The sequence below is a fragment of the Kribbella sancticallisti genome, from assembly GCF_039530625.1.
Classification (GTDB): Bacteria; Actinomycetota; Actinomycetes; order Propionibacteriales; family Kribbellaceae; genus Kribbella; species Kribbella sancticallisti.
The window spans coordinates 150297-169122 of sequence record NZ_BAAAOS010000056.1; the positions used below are offsets into that span (position 1 = coordinate 150297).

18 protein-coding genes and 2 tRNA genes are annotated in these 18826 nt (G+C 68.6%); 13 read left to right on the top strand and 7 right to left on the bottom strand.

Annotation, left to right across the window (positions count from 1 at the left end; all coding sequences use genetic code 11):
• Nucleotides 1-67: 67 nt before the first annotated feature.
• A complete protein-coding gene (locus ABD255_RS35500; protein ID WP_344221176.1) occupies nt 68-1183 on the bottom strand; it encodes a LacI family DNA-binding transcriptional regulator in 1116 nt (371 codons plus the stop codon).
• A 129-nt stretch (nt 1184-1312) separates the two neighbouring features.
• Between ABD255_RS35500 and ABD255_RS35505 the strand changes: the two genes are divergently transcribed.
• Nucleotides 1313-3592, top strand: a complete 2280-nt coding sequence (locus ABD255_RS35505; RefSeq protein ID WP_344221177.1) for a glycoside hydrolase family 3 C-terminal domain-containing protein — start codon at nt 1313-1315, stop codon at nt 3590-3592.
• Here ABD255_RS35505 and ABD255_RS35510 read toward each other — a convergent pair.
• Complete coding sequence (locus tag ABD255_RS35510; protein WP_344221178.1) at nt 3575-4573, bottom strand: LacI family DNA-binding transcriptional regulator; 999 nt, start codon at nt 4571-4573, stop codon at nt 3575-3577. The two genes, ABD255_RS35505 and ABD255_RS35510, sit on opposite strands and share 18 nt — an antisense overlap.
• 170 nt (nt 4574-4743) lie before the next feature.
• Between ABD255_RS35510 and ABD255_RS35515 the strand changes: the two genes are divergently transcribed.
• From ABD255_RS35515 to ABD255_RS35530, 4 genes are read left to right on the top strand one after another with little or no spacing between them, the layout of a single operon-like run.
• Complete coding sequence (locus tag ABD255_RS35515) at nt 4744-6645, top strand: glycoside hydrolase family 127 protein (RefSeq protein ID WP_344221179.1); 1902 nt, start codon at nt 4744-4746, stop codon at nt 6643-6645.
• A gap of 2 nt (nt 6646-6647) precedes the next feature.
• Entirely contained in the window at nt 6648-7991 is a 1344-nt protein-coding gene (locus ABD255_RS35520; RefSeq protein ID WP_344221180.1) for an extracellular solute-binding protein, read from the top strand.
• Nucleotides 7988-8950, top strand: coding sequence for a carbohydrate ABC transporter permease (locus ABD255_RS35525; protein WP_344221181.1), 963 nt, complete (start codon nt 7988-7990; stop codon nt 8948-8950). The genes ABD255_RS35520 and ABD255_RS35525 overlap by 4 nt, the downstream gene beginning before the upstream one ends.
• A 2-nt stretch (nt 8951-8952) precedes the next feature.
• A complete protein-coding gene (locus ABD255_RS35530; RefSeq protein WP_344221182.1) occupies nt 8953-9783 on the top strand; it encodes a carbohydrate ABC transporter permease in 831 nt (276 codons plus the stop codon).
• On the opposite strand, the gene ABD255_RS35535 is transcribed toward ABD255_RS35530, so the two are convergent.
• Both ABD255_RS35535 and ABD255_RS35540 read right to left on the bottom strand, forming a co-directional pair.
• Nucleotides 9763-10980, bottom strand: coding sequence for a TerC family protein (locus tag ABD255_RS35535; protein ID WP_344221183.1), 1218 nt, complete (start codon nt 10978-10980; stop codon nt 9763-9765). The genes ABD255_RS35530 and ABD255_RS35535 overlap by 21 nt on opposite strands.
• 96 nt (nt 10981-11076) lie before the next feature.
• Nucleotides 11077-11637 (bottom strand): helix-turn-helix domain-containing protein, encoded by a 561-nt coding sequence (locus ABD255_RS35540; RefSeq protein ID WP_344221184.1) that lies wholly within the window; start codon nt 11635-11637, stop codon nt 11077-11079.
• 39 nt (nt 11638-11676) lie between these two features.
• Here ABD255_RS35540 and ABD255_RS35545 point away from each other — a divergent pair, with 39 nt between their 5' ends.
• On the top strand, nt 11677-12198 hold the full coding sequence (locus ABD255_RS35545) for a GNAT family N-acetyltransferase (protein ID WP_344221185.1): 522 nt from the start codon (nt 11677-11679) through the stop codon (nt 12196-12198).
• Between the two features lie 39 nt (nt 12199-12237).
• On the opposite strand, the gene ABD255_RS35550 is transcribed toward ABD255_RS35545, so the two are convergent.
• Complete coding sequence (locus ABD255_RS35550) at nt 12238-12861, bottom strand: M15 family metallopeptidase (RefSeq protein WP_344221187.1); 624 nt, start codon at nt 12859-12861, stop codon at nt 12238-12240.
• An 88-nt stretch (nt 12862-12949) separates the two neighbouring features.
• Here ABD255_RS35550 and ABD255_RS35555 point away from each other — a divergent pair, with 88 nt between their 5' ends.
• From ABD255_RS35555 to ABD255_RS35565, 3 genes are read left to right on the top strand one after another with little or no spacing between them, the layout of a single operon-like run.
• Nucleotides 12950-13612, top strand: a complete 663-nt coding sequence (locus tag ABD255_RS35555; RefSeq protein ID WP_344221189.1) for a response regulator transcription factor — start codon at nt 12950-12952, stop codon at nt 13610-13612.
• Nucleotides 13609-14745 carry a sensor histidine kinase gene (locus tag ABD255_RS35560; RefSeq protein ID WP_344221190.1) on the top strand — a complete coding sequence of 379 codons (1137 nt, stop codon included), beginning with the start codon at nt 13609-13611 and terminating at the stop codon, nt 14743-14745. The genes ABD255_RS35555 and ABD255_RS35560 overlap by 4 nt, the downstream gene beginning before the upstream one ends.
• Nucleotides 14742-15236: a GNAT family N-acetyltransferase gene (locus ABD255_RS35565; protein ID WP_344221191.1), complete on the top strand. Its 495-nt coding sequence runs from the start codon at nt 14742-14744 to the stop codon at nt 15234-15236. Before ABD255_RS35560 ends, ABD255_RS35565 begins: the two co-directional genes overlap by 4 nt.
• A 36-nt stretch (nt 15237-15272) precedes the next feature.
• Here ABD255_RS35565 and ABD255_RS35570 read toward each other — a convergent pair whose 3' ends face one another.
• Nucleotides 15273-16130 (bottom strand): M23 family metallopeptidase, encoded by an 858-nt coding sequence (locus ABD255_RS35570; protein ID WP_344221192.1) that lies wholly within the window; start codon nt 16128-16130, stop codon nt 15273-15275.
• A gap of 489 nt (nt 16131-16619) precedes the next feature.
• Between ABD255_RS35570 and ABD255_RS35575 the strand changes: the two genes are divergently transcribed.
• The 4 genes from ABD255_RS35575 (at nt 16620) to ABD255_RS35590 (ending at nt 18073) form a co-directional block, all read left to right on the top strand.
• Nucleotides 16620-16692: transfer RNA gene (locus tag ABD255_RS35575), tRNA-Thr, on the top strand.
• A gap of 50 nt (nt 16693-16742) precedes the next feature.
• Nucleotides 16743-16816: transfer RNA gene (locus ABD255_RS35580), tRNA-Met, on the top strand.
• A gap of 67 nt (nt 16817-16883) precedes the next feature.
• The gene (gene rpmG, locus ABD255_RS35585) at nt 16884-17051 is read left to right on the top strand and encodes a 50S ribosomal protein L33 (RefSeq protein ID WP_344221193.1); all 168 of its coding nucleotides are present in this window, start codon (nt 16884-16886) and stop codon (nt 17049-17051) included.
• A 167-nt stretch (nt 17052-17218) separates the two neighbouring features.
• Nucleotides 17219-18073 carry a phytanoyl-CoA dioxygenase family protein gene (locus ABD255_RS35590; protein WP_344221194.1) on the top strand — a complete coding sequence of 285 codons (855 nt, stop codon included), beginning with the start codon at nt 17219-17221 and terminating at the stop codon, nt 18071-18073.
• A 5-nt stretch (nt 18074-18078) separates the two neighbouring features.
• Here the strand turns inward: ABD255_RS35590 and ABD255_RS35595 are convergent, their stop codons facing one another.
• Nucleotides 18079-18816, bottom strand: coding sequence for a hypothetical protein (locus ABD255_RS35595; RefSeq protein WP_344221195.1), 738 nt, complete (start codon nt 18814-18816; stop codon nt 18079-18081).
• Nucleotides 18817-18826 lie beyond the last annotated feature (10 nt).

Genomic DNA, 18826 nt, shown 5'->3' on the forward strand with positions numbered 1-18826 from the left:
CGGTGGCATGGCCGGTACACCGTCGGGCCGGAAGGCCGGACGGCGGTGGGGGTCACCGGGGTGACCGTTACCTCGTCGGCGTGCTTTTCTTCGGCGTACGTGGCGATCGGGGAGCGCCGGAGCGACGGCGGGTGCTCGGTGGGATCGCGGTGGACTGGCGGACGACGAGCCGGAACGAGAGTGGATCCGGCTCTGGTGAGTGGGCGCCGGTGGGCGCCTCGATCTCCTGGACGAGTCTGGCGAGTCCGTCGGCGGCGAAGGCGTCGAAATCCTGCGGGATCGTGGTCAGCGGAGGGGACAGGTACTCGGCGGACGGGATGTCGTCGAAGCCGACGATGCTGATCTCGTCCGGGACGGAGCGACCGGCCTCGGTCAGCGCCCGCATCAGGCCGATGGACATGTCGTCGTTGGCGACGAAGACCGCCGTCACGTCCGGGTCGGCCGCCAGCTTCCGGCCGGCCTGATAACCGGACGCCGGCGTCCAGTCACCTTCGAGAACAGGGGGTTCCGCCGCTCCGGCGGCGGCCAGGGCCTGCCGCCAGCCGTCGAGCCGATCGCGGGCGGCCCACCATCGTTGCGGTCCCGCGATGTGCCAGACCGTTCGGTGCCCCAGCGAGAGCAGATGCTCGGTCGCGGTCCGGCCGGCGGCGACGCCGTCGCCGCCGGTGGTCAGGATCGGCTCCGCCTGCAGGCCGGGGAACCGCCCGAAGCTGAGCACCGGAAGGTCGATCTTCAGCGGAGTGTCGTCGCCCTCGTCGATCGGCTCGGACAGCACGATGCCGTCGACTCCTTGCTCGATCAGATGATCCACGGCGCCCGCGACGCCACCGGGGTCGTCCTCGATCGTGTTCACGACGCTCAGCGAGTAGCCCGTGCTCCTGGTGGCCCGCTCGAGCGCGACCAGCAACGTCGACGGCCCGTACAGCGCCGTACCGAGGGAGACCAGCCCGATCCGCCGAGTGCGGCCGGAGTTCAGCGCGCGGGCGACGTTGTTCCGCCGGTAGCCGAGTTCCTCCACCGCGCGCAGGACGCGGTCGCGGACCTCGTCCTTCACATACGGCTCGCCGTTCAGCACCCGGGAAACGGTCTTCTGGGAGACGCCCGCCAACCGGGCGACATCCGTGCTCCCGGGCCGGCGCGTGCGAGCGGCGCCGGTGGGCTGCGGGGGTGTCGCGTCGGCCATGGGTCGGTCCTCGGAGGTGGCGGGAGCGGGCTTCTGACTGCGTAGTCAGAAGAATGTTGTCTACGTAGTCAGAGATCAAGAGCGAGTCGTCGGAGATCGCCGGGCGTTACCCGAATGTTACGGTCGCGCATGAAGATTCAGTCGCTGCTCGGTGACCTGACGCTGGCGGAGAAGGCGTCTCTGGTCAGGGGATCGGGCTTCTGGCACACGCAGGGGATCGAGCGGCTCGGGGTCCCGCGGGTGATGGTGACCGATGGGCCGCACGGGCTGCGCAAGGCCAACGACGCGGACCATGTGGGGTTGTCCGACAGCGTCCCCGCGACCTGCTTCCCGACCGCCGCGGCGCTGGCTTCGTCCTTCGACGTCGACCTGCTCTACCGGGTGGGCGAGGCGTTGGGGCGTGAGTGCCGGGCGGAGCAGGTCGGAGTACTGCTCGGGCCTGGCGTGAACATCAAGCGGTCGCCGTTGTGCGGCCGGAACTTCGAGTACTTCTCCGAGGATCCGCTGGTCGCCGGGGTCTTGGCGACGGCGATGGTTCGCGGGGTACAGAGCCAAGGAGTCGGTACGTCGCTCAAGCACTTCGCGGCCAACAACCAGGAGACCGACCGGCTGCGGGTCAGTGCCGAGGTCGACGAGCGGACGCTGCGGGAGATCTACCTGCCGGCGTTCGAACGAGTGGTCACCGAGGCGCGGCCGTGGACCGTCATGTGTGCCTACAACAAGGTCAACGGCACCTACGCCTCCCAGAACCGGTGGCTCCTCACCGAGGTGCTCCGTGACGAGTGGGGCTTCGATGGGCTGGTCGTTTCGGACTGGGGTGCCGTGCAGGACCGGGTGCCCGCGTTGGCGGCCGGGCTCGACCTGGAGATGCCGCCGGACCTTCAGCGCAGCGACGCCCAGATCGTCGGCGCGGTGGAAGACGGAACCCTCGACGAGAGCCAACTCGACGCCGCGGTTGCCCGAGTCCTCGACCTGGTCGCGAAGGCGACCGACGCGGGTGACGGCAGCGATGTCGATCACGAGGCTCATCACGCGCTGGCCCGGGCAGCGGCCGCGGAGTGCGTCGTGTTGTTGCGCAACGATGACCACATCCTGCCGTTGGCGCCTCCGCCAGGGAGCACCGTCGCTGTCATCGGGGAGTTCGCCCGGACGCCGCGCTACCAGGGTGCCGGCAGTTCGCAGGTGAATCCGACGCGGATCGAGACTGCTGTCGACAATCTCACCAGTGCTCTCGAGAGCGTGGAGTTCGCTGCCGGATTCGGGCTCGAGACGACCGCCGACGACGAGCGACTGGCTGAGGAGGCGGTTGAGTTGGCTGGGCGGGCCGACAGTGTCGTCGCCTTCCTGGGGCTTCCGGCCAGTCACGAGTCCGAGGGGTTCGATCGCGACCACATGCATCTTCCGGAGTCGCAGACCGCCCTGGTGGCGCGGTTGGCGGCGGCGAATCCTCGCCTGGTGGTGGTCCTGGCCAACGGGTCGGCGATCCGGCTCGACGGCTGGGAGCATCACGCCAAGGCAGTGGTCGAGACGTGGCTTACCGGCCAGGCCGCGGGCGGCGCGATCGCCGACATCCTGCTCGGTACTGCGAACCCGTCCGGACGGCTGGCCGAGACGTTGCCACTTCGCCTGGAGGACAACCCGTCGTACCTGAACTTCCCCGGCCACTCCGGTCGCGTGCGGTACGGCGAGGGCGTGTTCGTCGGCTATCGCGGGTACGACGCGCTGAAGCGCGAGGTGAGCTACCCGTTCGGGCACGGGCTCTCCTACACGACCTTCGACTACAGCGACCTCGTGGTGGAGCAGTCCGGGAGTCACGCCGACGGCGACCTGGCCATCACCGTCAAGTGCACGGTGACGAACACCGGCCGGCGCAAGGGCAAGGAGGTCGTCCAGTTGTACGTGGGTGATCCCGAGGCGTCGGTGCCGCGGCCGGAGCGGGAGTTGAAGGGGTTCGCCAAGGTCGAACTCGAGCCGGGGGAGTCCGTTGAGGTCGGCTTCACGCTGGGCGGCCGCGAGCTGTCCTTCTGGTCTGAGTTGACGCACGGGTGGGCGCTCGAGGCGGGCCGGTTCGACTTCAGCGTCGGGGCTTCGTCCAGGGATCTGCGGCTCACCGCGTCCCTCGAGGTCGACGCGCCGCCGGTGGCTGCTCCGCTCAATGAGATGTCGACCTTGGAGGAATGGCTGGCCGATCCGGTCGGCGGACCCTTGCTACTGGCAACCATCCACGCAGGGGAGGAGGCGGGTGCCGGGATCGCCGAAGGCGGGGCGACGGGCGGGGTGCTGGCCGATGCGGAGATGCTTCGGGTGATCGGCAACTTCCCGCTCAGGTCGTTGTGCGCCTTCCCGGGCATGGCGCTCGACCACGCGACACTCGACTCGCTGCTCGGCCGGCTAGGTGCCCAGCGTTGACTCCCGGGTGATCAGCCGCGTCGGCAGTTCGAGCAGACCAGGGCTCGGCGTACCGGCGATCGCGCTCAGCAGCAGTTGCGCGGTACGGCGGCCGAGTTCTTCCAGTTCCAGGTCGACGGTGGTGAGGGGCGGGCGGCTCGCCAGCGCCATCACGCTCCAGTTGTCGCAGCCGGTGACGGCGATGTCGTCGGGGACCGAGCGGCCGAGTTCGCGGAGCCGGTCGCAGACCCCGCGGGCGATCTGGTCGCTGCCGCAGGAGATGGCGTCGACCTCGCTCTCGGAGCGGAGCAGCAGGTCGACCGCGTGCCGGCCCCAGCGCTCACTCCACTCGCCGTGCATCGGCTCACCGACCAGCGCGTCCGCGGCGGTCTCGACCGTCGCCGCCGCGCGAGTCTGCGCACTGCGGTGGCTCGCGGGCCCGGTCACGTGCGCGATCCGCCGCCGCCCGAGGCTGAGCAGATGCCGCACCGTCGACGCGGCGCCGCCGTGGTCGTCGGCGATCACCGACATGTCGTCCGGATCGGTCGACGCGCTGAACGCATAGACGACCGGAATCGGTACGTCGATCGGCTCGCGTGGCTCGGTCCGCCGGCCGGTCACGATGATCCCGTCGACCCGGCGCGACACCAGGGAGCGGAGGTAGTGCTGCTCGCGGAGCGGATCGTCGCGGGTGTCGCAGAGCACGAGCGCCATCTCGCCGGCGCTGAGCGCGTCCTCGGCGCCGAGCATGATCGGGATGCTGAACCGGCCGGAGCTGTCGGTGGTGATCAGGCCCACCGTGTAGCTGCGCCCGGAGGAGAGCGCCCGGCCACGGCTGTCGGGTGTGAAGCCGAGTTGCTCGGCGGCCCGCCGGACCCGTTCGCGGGTCTCCTCGCGGAGTTGGCCGGTGTCGTTCAGCGCCTTCGACGCCGTGCTGGTGGAAACCCCGGCCAGCGCGGCCACGTCGGTGATCCGTGGCAACGACGGTCCCCGTGACACCATCCGGCAACTCCCTTTCCGAGATTTCTGCGGCTAGGTCGTACGGTACCCCACCCGGCCGCCGGATTCGGCGGATTTCGCCAGCTCTGAGGGGTTGACCGGGCGACAGAACCTCTCTACGTTCAGTCAGGAAAACGTGTTCCGGATTTTCCGTCACAGCCCAGGAGCCGCTGATGAACACCACCTCGCAGGCAACCCACCCAGCTACCACCGGAAAGAGCCCGGCAGCCGGCCGGACCGGCAGGTGGCAGGCGGTGGGGGTCGGCCAAGCGACGATCGCCGGCGGGTTCTGGGCGACCAGGCAGAGCAGGAACGGGGAGCGGGCGATTCCGGCCGGGCAGGACCAACTGGAGGCCGCGGGGAACCTGCAGAACCTCCGGCTGGCCGCCGGGATCGGGGAAGGCGAGGCGATCGGACCGGTCTTCGCGGACTCCGATGTCTACAAGTGGCTGGAGGCCGTGGCCTGGGAATACGGCCGGAATCCCTCGGACGAGATGCTCAAGCGGCAGCGCGAACTGACCGCGGTGGTAGCGGCGGCGCAGCGGGAGGACGGCTACCTCGACTCGGTGGTGCAGCTTCGGTACGGCGACGAAGGGCGCTACCAGCAGCTCGTCTGGAGCCACGAGCACTACTGCGCGGGCCACCTGATCCAGGCGGCGGTCGCGCAGGTCCGGTGCACGGGGGATCGCGAACTGCTCGAGGTCGCGATGAAGCTGGCGGACCACCTGGTGGCGACCTTCGGCGACGGCGACGGGCAAACCGTGGATGTGGACGGGCACCCGGTGATCGAGATGGCCCTGGTCGAGCTCTACCGCGAGACCGGAAAGCAGGACTACCTCGACCTGGCGAAGTGGTTCGTGGAAGCCCGTGGTCACGGCATCATCGCGAACCACGGCCACGAGCCGGCGTACTTCTCCGACCGGCTTCCCGTCCGAGAGGCCGGCACCGTGGAAGGGCACGCGGTACGGGCGGTGTATCTGGCGGCCGGTGCGACAGATGTGGCGGTCGAGACCGGCGACGAGGAACTCCTTGCCGCGTTGAAGAAGCAGTTCGAGCACATGTGGTCGACCAAGACCTACGTGACCGGCGGACTCGGCGCGCGCTGGGAAGGCGAGGCGTTCGGGGACGAGTACGAGCTGCCGCCGGACCGCGCGTACGCCGAGACGTGCGCGGCGATCGGCGGCATCCAGTGGGCCTGGCGGATGCTCCTGGCGACGGGCGATCCGCAGTACGGGGATGCCATCGAGCGGATGCTCTACAACGGGTTCCTCGCGGGCGTTTCGCTCAGCGGCAGCGAGTACTTCTACGTGAACCCGCTCCAGCTCCGAGGCGCCGCGCATCCCGACAACAACCGCAGCCCGGCGCACGGCAGGCGCGGCTGGTTCGACTGCGCGTGCTGCCCGCCCAACATCATGCGCACCCTCTCGAGCCTCGACGGGTATCTCGCCAGCACCAGTGCCGACGGCGTCCAGCTCCACCAGTACGCCGAGGGCACGGTGGCAGCAGGCGAGGTCGCGCTGAAGGTGGAGACGAACTATCCGTGGGCAGGCGCGGTCCGGATCACGGTGGAGCAGACGACGGATGGGCCGTGGGCGCTGGAACTGCGCATCCCGGGGTGGGCCGAGGGCGCGACGGTCAACGGCGACGAGGCGACGGCCGGCTATCACCGGATCGAGCGGAGCTGGACCGCGGGCGACGTCGTCGAGCTGCAGTTGCCACTGGCAACGAGGGTGGTGGGTTCGGATCCTCGGGTCGACGCAACTCGCGGATGTGTCGCTCTCGAGCGGGGACCGCTGGTCTACGCGGTCGAGCAGGTCGATCAGCAGGCTGATGTCGATGATCTGCACCTGTTGCCCGACGCAGCGGTTGCCGAGAGCCACGATCCGGGTCTTCTGGAGGGTGTCACCAAGCTGACGGCCAAGGGTCGCGTCGGTACCGGACACCGAGCAGGCTGGCCGTTCGAGCCCGATGCTGAAGACCGAGTCGGCGCCGAGGTCGACGTCACCGCCATCCCGTACTACGCCTGGGCGAACCGTGAGATCGGTGCCCTGCGCGTCTGGCTCCCGCGCGGCTGATCATGCCGGCCAAGGCGGAGTTCCCGGCGGCAAGAGCAAAGGCTCCAGCGCTGAGTCGGCGCGGGTTCCTCGGTGCCGCGGCGGCTGTGGTGCTTTCGGGCTGCAGTTCGGTGCTGCCCGAGCCGGATATCAACGCGGCCGGGTTCGGCGAGGAGGCGACCGGCACGGTGCGGGTCTGGTGCCGGGCCGCGACGCAGAGCGGGTTGACCGCGCTGGTGGAGAAGTTCAACGCGTCCCAGGACCGGCTCACCGTCGAGCTGACGCCGGTCCTGGACGCGCAGTACGTGACCAAGCTGGCGACCGCGATCCGCGGCCGGAGCGTGCCGGACCTGGTGGACATCGACGACATCAACTCGATGCTGTTCATCTACCGCGACGCCTTCACCGACCTCACCGATCCGCTGCAGGCGCTGGACTTCCGGGACAAGCTCAGCCCGGGCCACCTGCGGCTGGCCACCAAGGCCGACCGCGTGTACGGCGTACCGTATCTGGCCGACAACTCGATGTTCTGGTTCAACACCGACCTGTGCGACAAGGCGGACGTCGACCCCGACCAGGCGGTCACCTCGTTCGACGCGCTGCTCGAGGCCGCGCGGAAGATCCGCAGGCTGGGCGACGACATCTACGCGTGGAGCTTCCCGGCGAACAGCCCGGGCGCACTCGGCTTCGTCGTCCAGCCGATGATCTGGGCGGCCGACACCGACCTGATCAAAGGCGGGATCGGGCAGCAGTCCGGCGACATCGTCGGCAACGACGCGGTCCGCCGGATGCTCGAGCTGCATCGGCAGTTGTGGGTCGACGGACTGGTGCCGCGGGCGAACTTCTCCGACGACGCGTCCCGCTGGGGCAGCGACTTCCGGGCCGGCAAGATCGGGATCTTCCCGTCCAACTACAGCGTGGTCGTGTCGGCGTCGGACGAGAAGTTCCACAGCCAGGTCACCCCGCGGCTGTTGTCCGGGCCGGACGGAGGCTCGGCGTTCTTCGACGGCGGCGACAACATGTGCATCCCGCGTGGAGCCCGGAACGCCTCCGGTGCCTGGGAGTTCGTCCGGTTCGCGCTCGACCTCCCGCAGCAGATCGACCTGCCCGCGGGCGGCTACACCCCGGTGCGATCGGATGCCGCGACCCCGGACTTCGCGAAGAAGTTCCCGCTCGCGACGCTGCCGTTGGAGCGGATCGAGGAAGGCTACGCACCGACGACGCTGTCCTACAACCTGCTCTACAACCAGCCGGACGGCCCGTGGCTGCAGATGTTCCGCCGCGCCGTGTTCGACGGCGAACTGGAGCCCGCCATGCAAGAAGCCCAGAAGTCCTTCGACCGCATCCTGTCCCAGGGGCAAGCATGACCGCGCCGCCGGACTCCCGGGTCGCCGAGCGCCGCGGCGCCCGGCGCCGCCGGCCGCCGGCCTCCGTCCAGCGCCGGCCGCCGGTGGCGCGATCCCTCACCCACCCACCGAGGACCGGTTTCCTGCTGGTCGCCCCGGCGGTCCTGTTCGTCGCTGTCTTCGTGCTGATCCCGTTGGCGTTCGCTCTGGTGATCTCGTTCACCAACTGGCCGCTGATCGGCGACGTGCGGTTCAGCGGCGTCGACAACTACACCGCGATCGTCTCGGACGCGGCGTTCGTCAAGTCCGTGCTCTACACCTTGCTCTACACGGTGATCGTGACCGGCCCGATCCTGGTGCTCGGCTACGCGCTGGCCGTCCTGGTCCGGCGCAAGCGGCGCGGCTCGACCCTTCTGCGCACGATCTTCTTCCTGCCGTTCGTGGTCGGCCTGTCGACGCTCAGCTTCGTCACCGTCCTGGAGGCCCAACCCGCCAGCGGCGCGATCAACATCATCCTGCGCGAGCTCGGCATCACCGACGGTACGACGGCCTGGCTGGTGGACGGGCCGCTCGCGACCGGGCTGATCTGCGTGCTGGTGATCTGGGGCGTCTCCGGCCTGACCATGATGCTGCTGATGGCCGGCATGCAGGCCATCCCGCGCGAGTTCTACGAGTCCTCCGAGCTCGACGGCGCCACCTGGTGGCAGCAGGAGCGCGAGATCACCATCCCGGTGCTGCGCCGGACGATCGCGATGGCCGTCATCATCTCGGTGGTCGGCTCGCTGCTCGCGTTCACGCAGTTCTACATCCTGACCCGCGGTGGACCGGGAACCGACACCACCACAGTGGTCCAGTACATCTACAACCGCGCCTTCGTGCAGCTCCAACTCGGCGCCGCGACCGCGCTGTCGATCGTGCTCGTGGTCGTGGTGGGGCTCGTCACCGCGGCCCAGTTCTGGCTGCTCCGGGAGAGGGACTGACGATGAGGCTCAAGAACGTGCTGTACGTCGTCGGCGGTGGCGGCGCCTTCCTGGTCTTCGCCGTACCGTTGCTCTGGGCGTTGTTCCGGTCGGTCCAGCCGAACGACGTGATCGTCGCGGCGCCGGACTCGCAGACCTTCTTCCAGCTGACCTGGGACAACTTCCGCACCCTGATCGAGGGACCGGGCAACCTGATGCGGGCCGTCGGCAACAGTTTGGTCGTCGCCTTGAGCACGGCCGCGCTGACCGCGGTACTGGCGACGCTGGCGGGCTACGGATTCGCCCGGTTCCGGTTCCGGACCGGCCCGTTGCTGTTCGCCCTGGTGGTGGTCTCGATGATGATCCCGTTCCAGGCGATCCTGACGCCGCTCTACCTGCAGCTGAACGTGATGCGGCTGACCGACAGCCTGCTCGGCCTGGTGCTCTTCTACACCACGGTCAACCTCCCCTTCGGAGTGTTCGTGATGCGGAACTCCTTTGCCTCCGTCCCGGCCGAGCTGGAGGACTCCGCCCACGTGGACGGCTGCGGCACCTTGCGGATGATCGGTTCCGTACTGCGGCCGCTGGTGGCCCCGGGCGCGGCCACGGTGGCGCTCTACGCGTTCCTGGCCGCCTGGACCGAGTTCCTCGGCGCGCTGACGTTCCTCACCAAGGACGAGCTGTACACGCTGCCGGTCGCCCTGGTGAACGTGCAGGCCGGCGCCTACGGCGAGGTGAACTTCGGCTCACTCGTGGCGGGTTCGGTGATCGCGATGATCCCCTGCATCGTGCTCTACGTCGGTCTCCAGCGGTTCTACGTCACCGGTCTCGCGTCAGGAGCCGTCAAGGGATGAGCCCTTGGCCGAGGATGAGGTGGAGGCCGAACGGCTCTCGACGACCCGAGCGCACAACTCCATCAGCTCGGGCTCGTTCTTGACGATCTGCTTGGCCTTCGGGCCCAGCGAGATGATGTGGTCGCGGGACTCCTCCAGCCGGCGGAAGATCCGCTCCCGCTCCGCCTCGTCCTCGGTGTACTCGGAGTCGAGGTAGGCGATCGCGTCCCGGCGGACGTTGGCCATCGCGGTCTGGGTCCGGCCGCGGGTGCTGAACAGTGAGGCGAGGACGGTGACCAGCAGGACGCCGAGGATCACCGTCAGCGACAGGCCGGTGCTGATCTCCGCGACCTCGACGTGCTCGCCGTCGTTGATGAACGGCAGGTTGTTCTCGTGCAGGGCGTGCAGGATCAGCTTCGTGCCGATGAACGCCAGGATCGCCGCCAGCCCGAAGGACAGGTAGATCAGCCGGTCGAGCAACCCGTCGAGCAGGAAGTACAATTGGCGCAGGCCGAGCAGGCTGAACGCGGTCGCGGTGAAGACGACGAAGACGTTCTGGGTGAGGCCGAAGATCGCCGGGATCGAGTCCAGCGCGAACAGGATGTCGGTGCCGCCGATGGCGACCATCACCAGCAGCATCGGGGTCATCGCCCGGCGCCCGTCCTGGATGGTGAACAGCTTGTCGCCGTCGTAGTAGTCGGTGGTGTGGAACAGCCTGCGGCTGAGCCGGACCATGATGTTCTGCGCCGAGTGCGACTCCTCGGTCTCCGGTTTGAGCATGTTGCCCGCCGTGATCAGCAGGATCAGCCCGAACAGGTAGAACACCCAGGCGAAGGTGTTGATCAGCGCCGAGCCCAGGAAGATGAACCCGGTCCGGGCGATCAGGGAGAACACGATGCCGAACAGCAGCACCTTCTGCTGGTCCTCCCGCGGCACCCGGAAGCTGGTCATGATGATCAGGAAGACGAACAGGTTGTCGACCGAGAGCGCCTTCTCGGTGATGTAGCCGGCGAAGTACTCCGAACCCATCGTGACGCCGCCGAAGATCAGCGTGCCGACGCCGAAGAGCAGCGCGATCCCGACGTACAGGCTGGACCAGATGGCCGCCTCCCGCAGGGTCGGCACGTGCGCGGCCCGGACGTGGAAGAAGTAGTCGAACGCGAGCAGGGCCAGAATCGCCACCAAAGTGAGGGTCCAGACCAGCGGGGACACGGTCATCTCGGCTTCCGTTCACGAGGGCCCGGCAAGGCGCGGGGAGTACTGGGGCCCAGCCAATCACGGCGAACCCCGCCCTGTCGCCGGACGACTCGAAGATCAGCGGCCTTTGACCAGGGCGACGAGGTAGCGGCAGGGCGCGGCCGACGGGTTGATGAACGTGCAGGGTGCGGGCGGCCCGAGTTGGAGGCAGTCGCCGGTGCCGAGCCGGTGGAGTACGTCGCCCTCGCGGAAGTGCAGGTCGCCTTCGAGCACCCAGATCTGCTGGTACTTGAAGATGTAGGCGTCGGCCGGATACGACACCGAGGCGCCGGGCGGGAGCTCGACCTCGACGAGTTCGAGCGGTCCTTCGGTGGCGGGGGAGACCGCGCGGCGCCGGTAGCCGGTCGCCGGGTCCGTCCAGGTCGGCTGGTCCGCGGCCCGGCGGAGCAGTTCACCGGCGCCTTCGGCCCGCGCGACCAGCTCGGACAGCGTCATCCCGAGCGCTCCGGACAACCGCCCGAGCAGTACGGCGGTCGGCTGGGCCTCGCCGCGCTCGATCTTGCCGATCATCGCCCGGGAGACCCCGGACTGCTCGGCCAGCCCGTTCACCGACAGGTCGCGGGCGATCCGGGCCGACTGCACGGTGGCCGCGAGCGAGGCGGACAGCTGATCTTCCATGCTTGCCACTATAGCGACAGTTATGGCTACTATCGTGTCATGAAGATTCGAGACGCGTCGGCCCTGGACGCCGAGGCCTGTGCGGCGATCTACGCGCCCTATGTGCGGGAGACGGCGATCAGCTTCGAACTCGAGCCGCCGAGCGTGGCCGAGATGGCGGAGCGGATCAGCAAGGCGGTCGAGACCCACGCCTGGCTGGTGCTCGAGGACGATGACGGACGGGTCGTCGGGTACGCGTACGGCGGACCGATGAAACCGCGGGCGGCGTACCGGTGGTCCTGCGAGGTGAGCATCTACCTGGAGCTCGGCCGACGCCGTACGGGCGGGGGGCGCGTGCTCTACGAAGCCCTCTTCGACCGCCTGACAGCCCGCGGCTACCGCACCGCCATCGCCGGAATGACGCTCCCCAACGACGCCAGCGAAGGCCTGCACCTGGCGCTGGGCTTCGAACCCATCGGCACCTACCGCCAGATCGGCTGGAAACTCGACAACTGGCACGACGTCGCCTGGTCCCAACGCCCGCTGGCAACAACCGGCAACCCACCAACCGAACCCCGCTGACCCCTCAACCACAACTGCGGGCTCACGTCCCCAGCCACCTCACCGCGCACTGCCTTGCATCGGCGGGCAGGTCCCACCAGGCGTCGTCGCCAACTCGAAGTGCCACATCTCGTTGGAGAGCGTCTGGCAGAGGCCGAAGCGAGCGCCCTTCCGGTTGATCCAGTCATCCGCGTCCGTCGGCCCCACATCCACCGCGTTCCCGGTCACATGGTGCGAATCCTCCGGACTCGACACGAACTCCCGCGCCTTCTCCTCGCTCCCGTACTTCCGGATCGCCTTCTGCAGCAGCTCTTCCTGATACTCCTTGCTTCGCCACCCGGTGGTGAGATGCATCGTGATCCCGTCCGCCTCCATCGCGGTCGCTGCCTGCTGAATCGCCTTCAGCAGCTTGGGATTCAGCTTCGCCACTCCCGGCAACGAGGTGTCGAACGGCGACGCGTTGTCCGGCAGTACGCCGTCCTCCGCGCCCGGCGCACCGCGCTTCTTCCCGGTCGGCTGATCGATCGCGCTGGGTGAGCTGTCGCCTGCGGAGCGACCGGCATCGACCGAGGTGAAGGCGGCGAAGGCGAAGCTGGTGACGGCGGCGACGATCGCGAGCGCGATCAGCGCGGTCAGCCGGCGTTCTTGCTTGCGAGTGGCAACGAGTTGATCGTCCGGTGTCATGCTGCCCAGCCAACCGTTCGCGATGTTGCCGGAGCGTCGCCGTTTCCGGATACGTTTTCGATATCCCCGAACTGCTTCAATGGAGCACATGCGGGTTCTGGTCGTGGAGGACGAGGTCTATCTCGCCGAGGCGATCCGGGCCGGCCTGCGGTTGGAGGCGATCGCCGCGGACCTGGCGTTCGACGGCGACACCGCGCTGGAATCGGTCGGCATCAACGAGTACGACGTGGTCGTGCTCGACCGGGACATCCCTGGCCCGTCCGGTGACGAGGTCTGCCGCCGCATCGTCGCCCAGGGACTGCCTTGCCGGGTGCTGATGCTCACGGCGGCCGGTGATCTCGACGCCAAGGTCAGCGGGTTCGAGGCAGGCGCCGACGACTACCTGACGAAGCCTTTCGAGCTGCGGGAGCTCGTAGTACGGCTGCGGGCGCTGGCCCGGCGGCCGGCCGAGTCGACACCGACCGTGATCGAGTACGCCGGGGTACGGCTGGACCCGTTCCGCCGGGAGGTCTACCGGTTCGGGCACTACGTGAAACTGACCCGCAAACAGTTCTCTGTCCTGGAGGTGTTGATGGCCGCGCAAGGGGGAGTGATCAGCGCCGAGACCCTGCTGGAACGCGCCTGGGACGAGAACGCCGATCCGTTCAGCAACGCCGTCCGGATCACGATCTCCACGCTCCGCAAGCGGCTCGGCGATCCCTGGGTGATCCACACCGTGCCCGGCGTCGGGTACCGGATCGGCGAATCGTGAGCGAGCCGCTGGTCACCTGGCGGCCGCGACTGACGGTCCGGCTGCGCCTCACCCTCAGCTACGCGGCGCTGCTGGTGATCGCTGGTGCGGTGATCGCGGTCGTCATCTACGCGGTGATGCGGTTCGTGCCGAACTACCCGCTCACCGCGGCCAACCCGCGCGACGAGGGCCCGGTCGCCACCCGGGGCGAGATCCTGGGCACGATCGTGGAGCTGTCGGCGTACGCGCTGGCGCTGCTGGCCGTGGTCGGCATGGCCGCGGGCTGGATCATCGCCGGCCGGATGCTCCGTCCGCTGCAGGAGATCACCGCGGCGGCCCGGCTGGCGGCGAGCGGTTCGCTGGATCACCGGATCGGCCTGGGTGGGGTCAAGGACGAGTTCACCGATCTGTCCGACACCTTCGACGACATGCTGGAGCGGCTGCAGCGGTCCTTCGACCAGTACCGGCGCTTCGCCGCCAACGCGTCGCACGAACTGCGCACCCCCCACGCGGTGATGAAGACGATGCTCGAGGTGGCGATCGCGGATCCGGATCACCAGGACGTTCGCGAGTTGGCGCGGCGGCTGCACGAGACGAACCAGCGGGGAATCGACATCGTCGAGGCCTTGCTCTCGCTGGCCGCGCTCAACAACCGGACGGTCGAGCTCACGCCGGTCGATCTCGCCGCCGTCGTCCGCTGGGCCGCCAAGGATGTGCAGCCGGAGGCGGACGAGACCGGGGTCACTGTCAGCGCAGCCCTCGCGGACTCGGTTGTCCAGGGCAATGAGGTCCTGCTGCGGCAACTGGCCACCAACCTGCTGCAGAACGCGATCCGCCACGGCAGTGGCTCGGTGACGGTGGCACTCACGCCGCGCGGCGTGCTGACCGTTTCGAACCCGGGCCCGATCCTCGATCCCGCCAAGCTCAGCACCTTCACCGAACCGTTCACCCGGTCCGCGCGGCTGGCGAACCGGCAACCGGGGCGCGCCGCCGGCCACGGCCTGGGACTGGCCCTCGTCTCCGCCATCGTCGAGGCTCACCACGGCACCCTCGACCTCACCGCGAACCCGGCCGGCGGCCTGATCGTCACGGTCACCCTTCCGCCGGAATCCGATGGCGAGGTGACCTCGGCCCGGGAGAGGATCGCGGGGTGAGTGAGGATCAGGTGACGGTACGGCGGGCTGTCGAGGCTGACGAAGCGGCTCTGCTCGGGATCGAACTGACGGCGTGGGACGCCTCGTCGGGCTTTCCGTCGCTGACGCCGGCGGATCGGACCAGCTTCTTCACCGAACGCAGCGGTCCCGAGGCGCATCTGGTCGCTGAGGAGGACGGCGTCGTACTCGGCTACATCCGCCTGCAGGACAAGTACACCTTCCCCGAGGGCTCGGGCGTCCTCTCGGTCAACGGCCTGGCAGTCGCCGAGAAGGCGCGCGGCCGAGGTATTGGCTCGATCCTGCTCACCGCCGTCACGGACGAGGCCGGCCGCCGGGGCGCCCACAAGATCAGCCTGCACGTCCACGCCACCAACGCCGCAGCCCGCCGCCTCTACGAACGGCACGGCTACGTCGTCGAAGGCACCCACCCCCGAGAGTTCCTCATCGAGGGTGCCTACGTGGACAGCCTCGACCTGGCGAAGTACATCTAGTACTGCGTACGCCTTCGCCAGGCGGGGCCGGTACTGCTACGGGTTGACGCCGCGATCGCGGAGCCAGGGCTCCGGGTTGATCGCACTGCCGCCACCGGGGAGGACCTCGAAGTGGAGGTGGGGTCCGGTGGTGTTGCCGGTGACGCCGATCGAGCCGACCTTGGTGCCGGCGCTGACGTCGTCACCGACGGACACGCTGAACTCGGACATGTGGCTGTACGAGGTGACCGTGCCGTTGGCGTGGCGGACCTTGACCTGGCGGCCGTACGCGCCTGCGTAGGAGGCCTGAATGACCTCACCGGCGAGCACGGAGCGGACCGTCGTACCCAGGGGTGCGGCGAAGTCCAGGCCGGTGTGGTTGTTGGCCCAGCGGCTGCCGCCCTGACCGAAGTGAGCGGTCAGGCGATAGCCGGTGGTCGGGAGGACGACCTTGGGGGCCGCGTCGGCCTTGGCCTTGGCGATCGCGGCGGCCTTCGAGGCAGCAGCGGCCTTGGCGGCGGCCACCGCCTTGCGGGCAGCCAGAGCCTTGGCGGCGGACAGGGCGAGGGCGCGGCGCTTGGTGAGCGCCTGGGCCGCGGCCAGCTTCGTCGCACGCGCCTTGGCGGCCGACTTGGCGGCTGCGGCCGCGGCGGCCTTGGCCCGGGCGGCACGGTTGGCCTCGATCGTCAGCTGGGTACGGGTGAAGTCCCGCGAGGCGAGCTGGCGACGCTCGATCCGCGCGGTCGTCAGAGCTTCGATCTGCTGCGCGGTGGCGCTGGTTCCGGCGGTGGCCGGAGTGGGGGAGGACGAGGTGAGGACGATAGAGCCGGTACCGGCGGCAGCGGCGAGGGCGGCGGTCAGGCCGACCAGTTGCACGCCACGGACGGTGCGACGGGCCTGGCGGTGCTTCGCCACCGGACGGGCGCCGGCTGGACGGCGGGGGGCCGCACGTCCTGCTTCCGGCACGTCATGGTGAGGGGACACGAGAGCCTTCCAGAGTCGAGATGCCGCCGGGGTGCTCCCCAGCGGCCAATCGACCATAACGACGAGATCACGAACCGCTCAAACGCGGATTGCGATCAGATCGCGGATTTCTGCTACGTACAGTGACGCCGGTACTGCGACTGGTGCTTTCGCGAGCGTGAAAGTGACCGCAGAGTAGTTGAATGTCAGCGTGATGGGGATCACGCGGGTCACGCTGATTAGAAGCCCCCAAGTGCGGCTATAAGCGTCGGCCATCGCCCGGCAGGCGCGTTGCGGATCGAGGTCCGGCGAGCTCGGAAAATGGTCAGCGGGACCTCTGGGAACCGGTACACTTCTCGGGTCGGACGAGGGGTCCCGCAGGGCGATTCTTCCTCGATTTCACATCGGGGCGGGAGACCGTGTAATCTCTCTCCTCGGCCCGCCCCTTTAGCTCAGTCGGCAGAGCGTCTCCATGGTAAGGAGAAGGTCTACGGTTCGATTCCGTAAAGGGGCTCTGAGAAACGCTGCGCCACCCGGTCCGCCGGGTGGGGCGACGGACTCTCTGGCGGGGTAGCTCAGGTGGTTAGAGCACACGGCTCATAATCGTGGTGTCGCGGGTTCGACTCCCGCCCCCGCTACCCACCAACGCTGTATTTCGAGAGCGCGATCACTCCAGTTGCGCGCTCCTGACAAGAAGAGGCACCAGTGGCCAAGGCAAGCGACGTCCGTCCGAAGATCACGATGGCGTGCACGGTGTGCAAAGAGCGCAACTACATCACCAAGAAGAACCGGCGCAACGACCCGGACCGTCTTGAGCTGAAGAAGTTCTGCGCGCGTTGCAACGACCACACCGACCACCGCGAGACCCGCTGACCTCAGCAGTCTTCACGTCAGGGCCGCTTCGATCCCGAAGCGGCCCTTTCGCTGTGTCCGGGAACCGGCGACCCCGCTGAAGACCGGCCCGCTCGCCCCGAATCGTTGCATCGTTGTAGAAGCGGTGGTCAGACTGAGGCTTCGCGCAACGTTGTGGGAGGCACACGATGGCCGGCAGGGGTGAGACGGCGGTGGCGCCGTTGACGGATGACGAACTGATCGCGGCGAAGGAGCAGATCTACGCCGACGGCATCGTCGGGTTCAAGGGGGCGTTCAGCCGGGACTGGGTGCGGCGCCTGGGCGAGGATGTCGACATCGCGTTCGACGAGGCTCGCGCACGACCAGGCGGTGCGGTGGGACGAGGCCCGCAGCGGTACTACGTCGAGATCCACCCCGAGCAGCTACGCGGTTTCGCCGATCTCGCCGGGCATCCGTGGATCACGGCGGTCGCCGAGGCGGTGCTCGGCCCGGAGTACGAGATCGTCGAGGTCGGGTTCGATGTGCCGGGGCCCGGCGCGGAGTACCAGCCATGGCACCGGGACTTCCCGATGCCGGTGGAGACCCGGTCGGAGCGCCGGCTCACCTCGCTGGCGATCAACGTCACCACGGTGGACACCACCGACGAGATGGGGCCGTTCGAGATCGCGCCGGGCACCCAGTGGGACGACAGCGACGAGTTCGAGCACGGCATGTTCCCGCCCAAGGAGCACTACGACCGGTACCGCGACCTGGCAGTTCGCAAGTATCCGCAGATGGGTGACATCTCGATCCGTTCGGCGCTCACGATCCATCGCGGCACCGAGAACCGGTCACAGTCGTCCCGGCCGGTGCTCGTCCTCGGACTGGATGCTCCCGGCGCGGGCAACGCCGAACGGCACGACCTCGCCGTCACCACCGGCTACTGGGACCGTCTGCCGCAGGGGATCCGAGACCATCTGCACTGTCCGATCGTGGACGAGCTCACCCCGATCAACCAGAAGCACACCATCGAGGGTCTGGTGATGGGCGAGGCCGAGGGGTGAAGCTGCTACACGGTCAGGATCGGGCGGCCGCCTTCGTAGGCGGCGAGGCGGTCGGGGCGGGGGGTGAGGCAGCAGGAGCCGCAGACGGTGCCGCAGCCCTGGTCGCTGGTGTAGTACAGACAGCAGGTGTTGCGGAGGTAGACGAGTTTGCCGGCGGCTTCGGTGACCTCGCCTAGGCGGGCCAGGCCGGCTGGGGCCTTGGTGATGAAGGTCTCCCAGCGTTCCAGCAGGAGCGAAGGTGCGATCGTCTCCTCCTCGCGGGTGGCGGCGCAGAAGGCCATGGCGCAGCCGGCGGCTACTCCGCCGTGGAGTTGGCGCAGACCTGCTCGCGTACGGCGGTGGAGTTCCGCGGCCAGGGGAAGAAGATGCGACGCCAGTACTACGTCGTACAGGGTCTGCAGGCCGCCGGGGAGGAAGCGGGCCGAGCGGATGGCGACTGAGGCGATCCCGTGGCCGTCGTGCGGGCGGACCCAGATATTGTGCGGGCGGATGTCGAGGACGCGGCCCTCGAGGGCCCAGAGCAGAAGTGCGGTGGCGGGCGCGCGGCCGGCGTAGAACGACATCAAGCTGAGCGCGTTCGCGTGGGCGCTGACGTGCCCGCTCGCGTCGTGGTCGCGCTTGAGCAGTTCGGTGAGCTCCGGACCGTCGGGTTCGAGGATCCGGTCCACCCTCAGCCACTCGGGGCCAACTGGTTCGCCGATCTCCAGACCGTACCGAGGGGCGTAGCGGGCCAGAGCAGCCACTCCAGCCCGT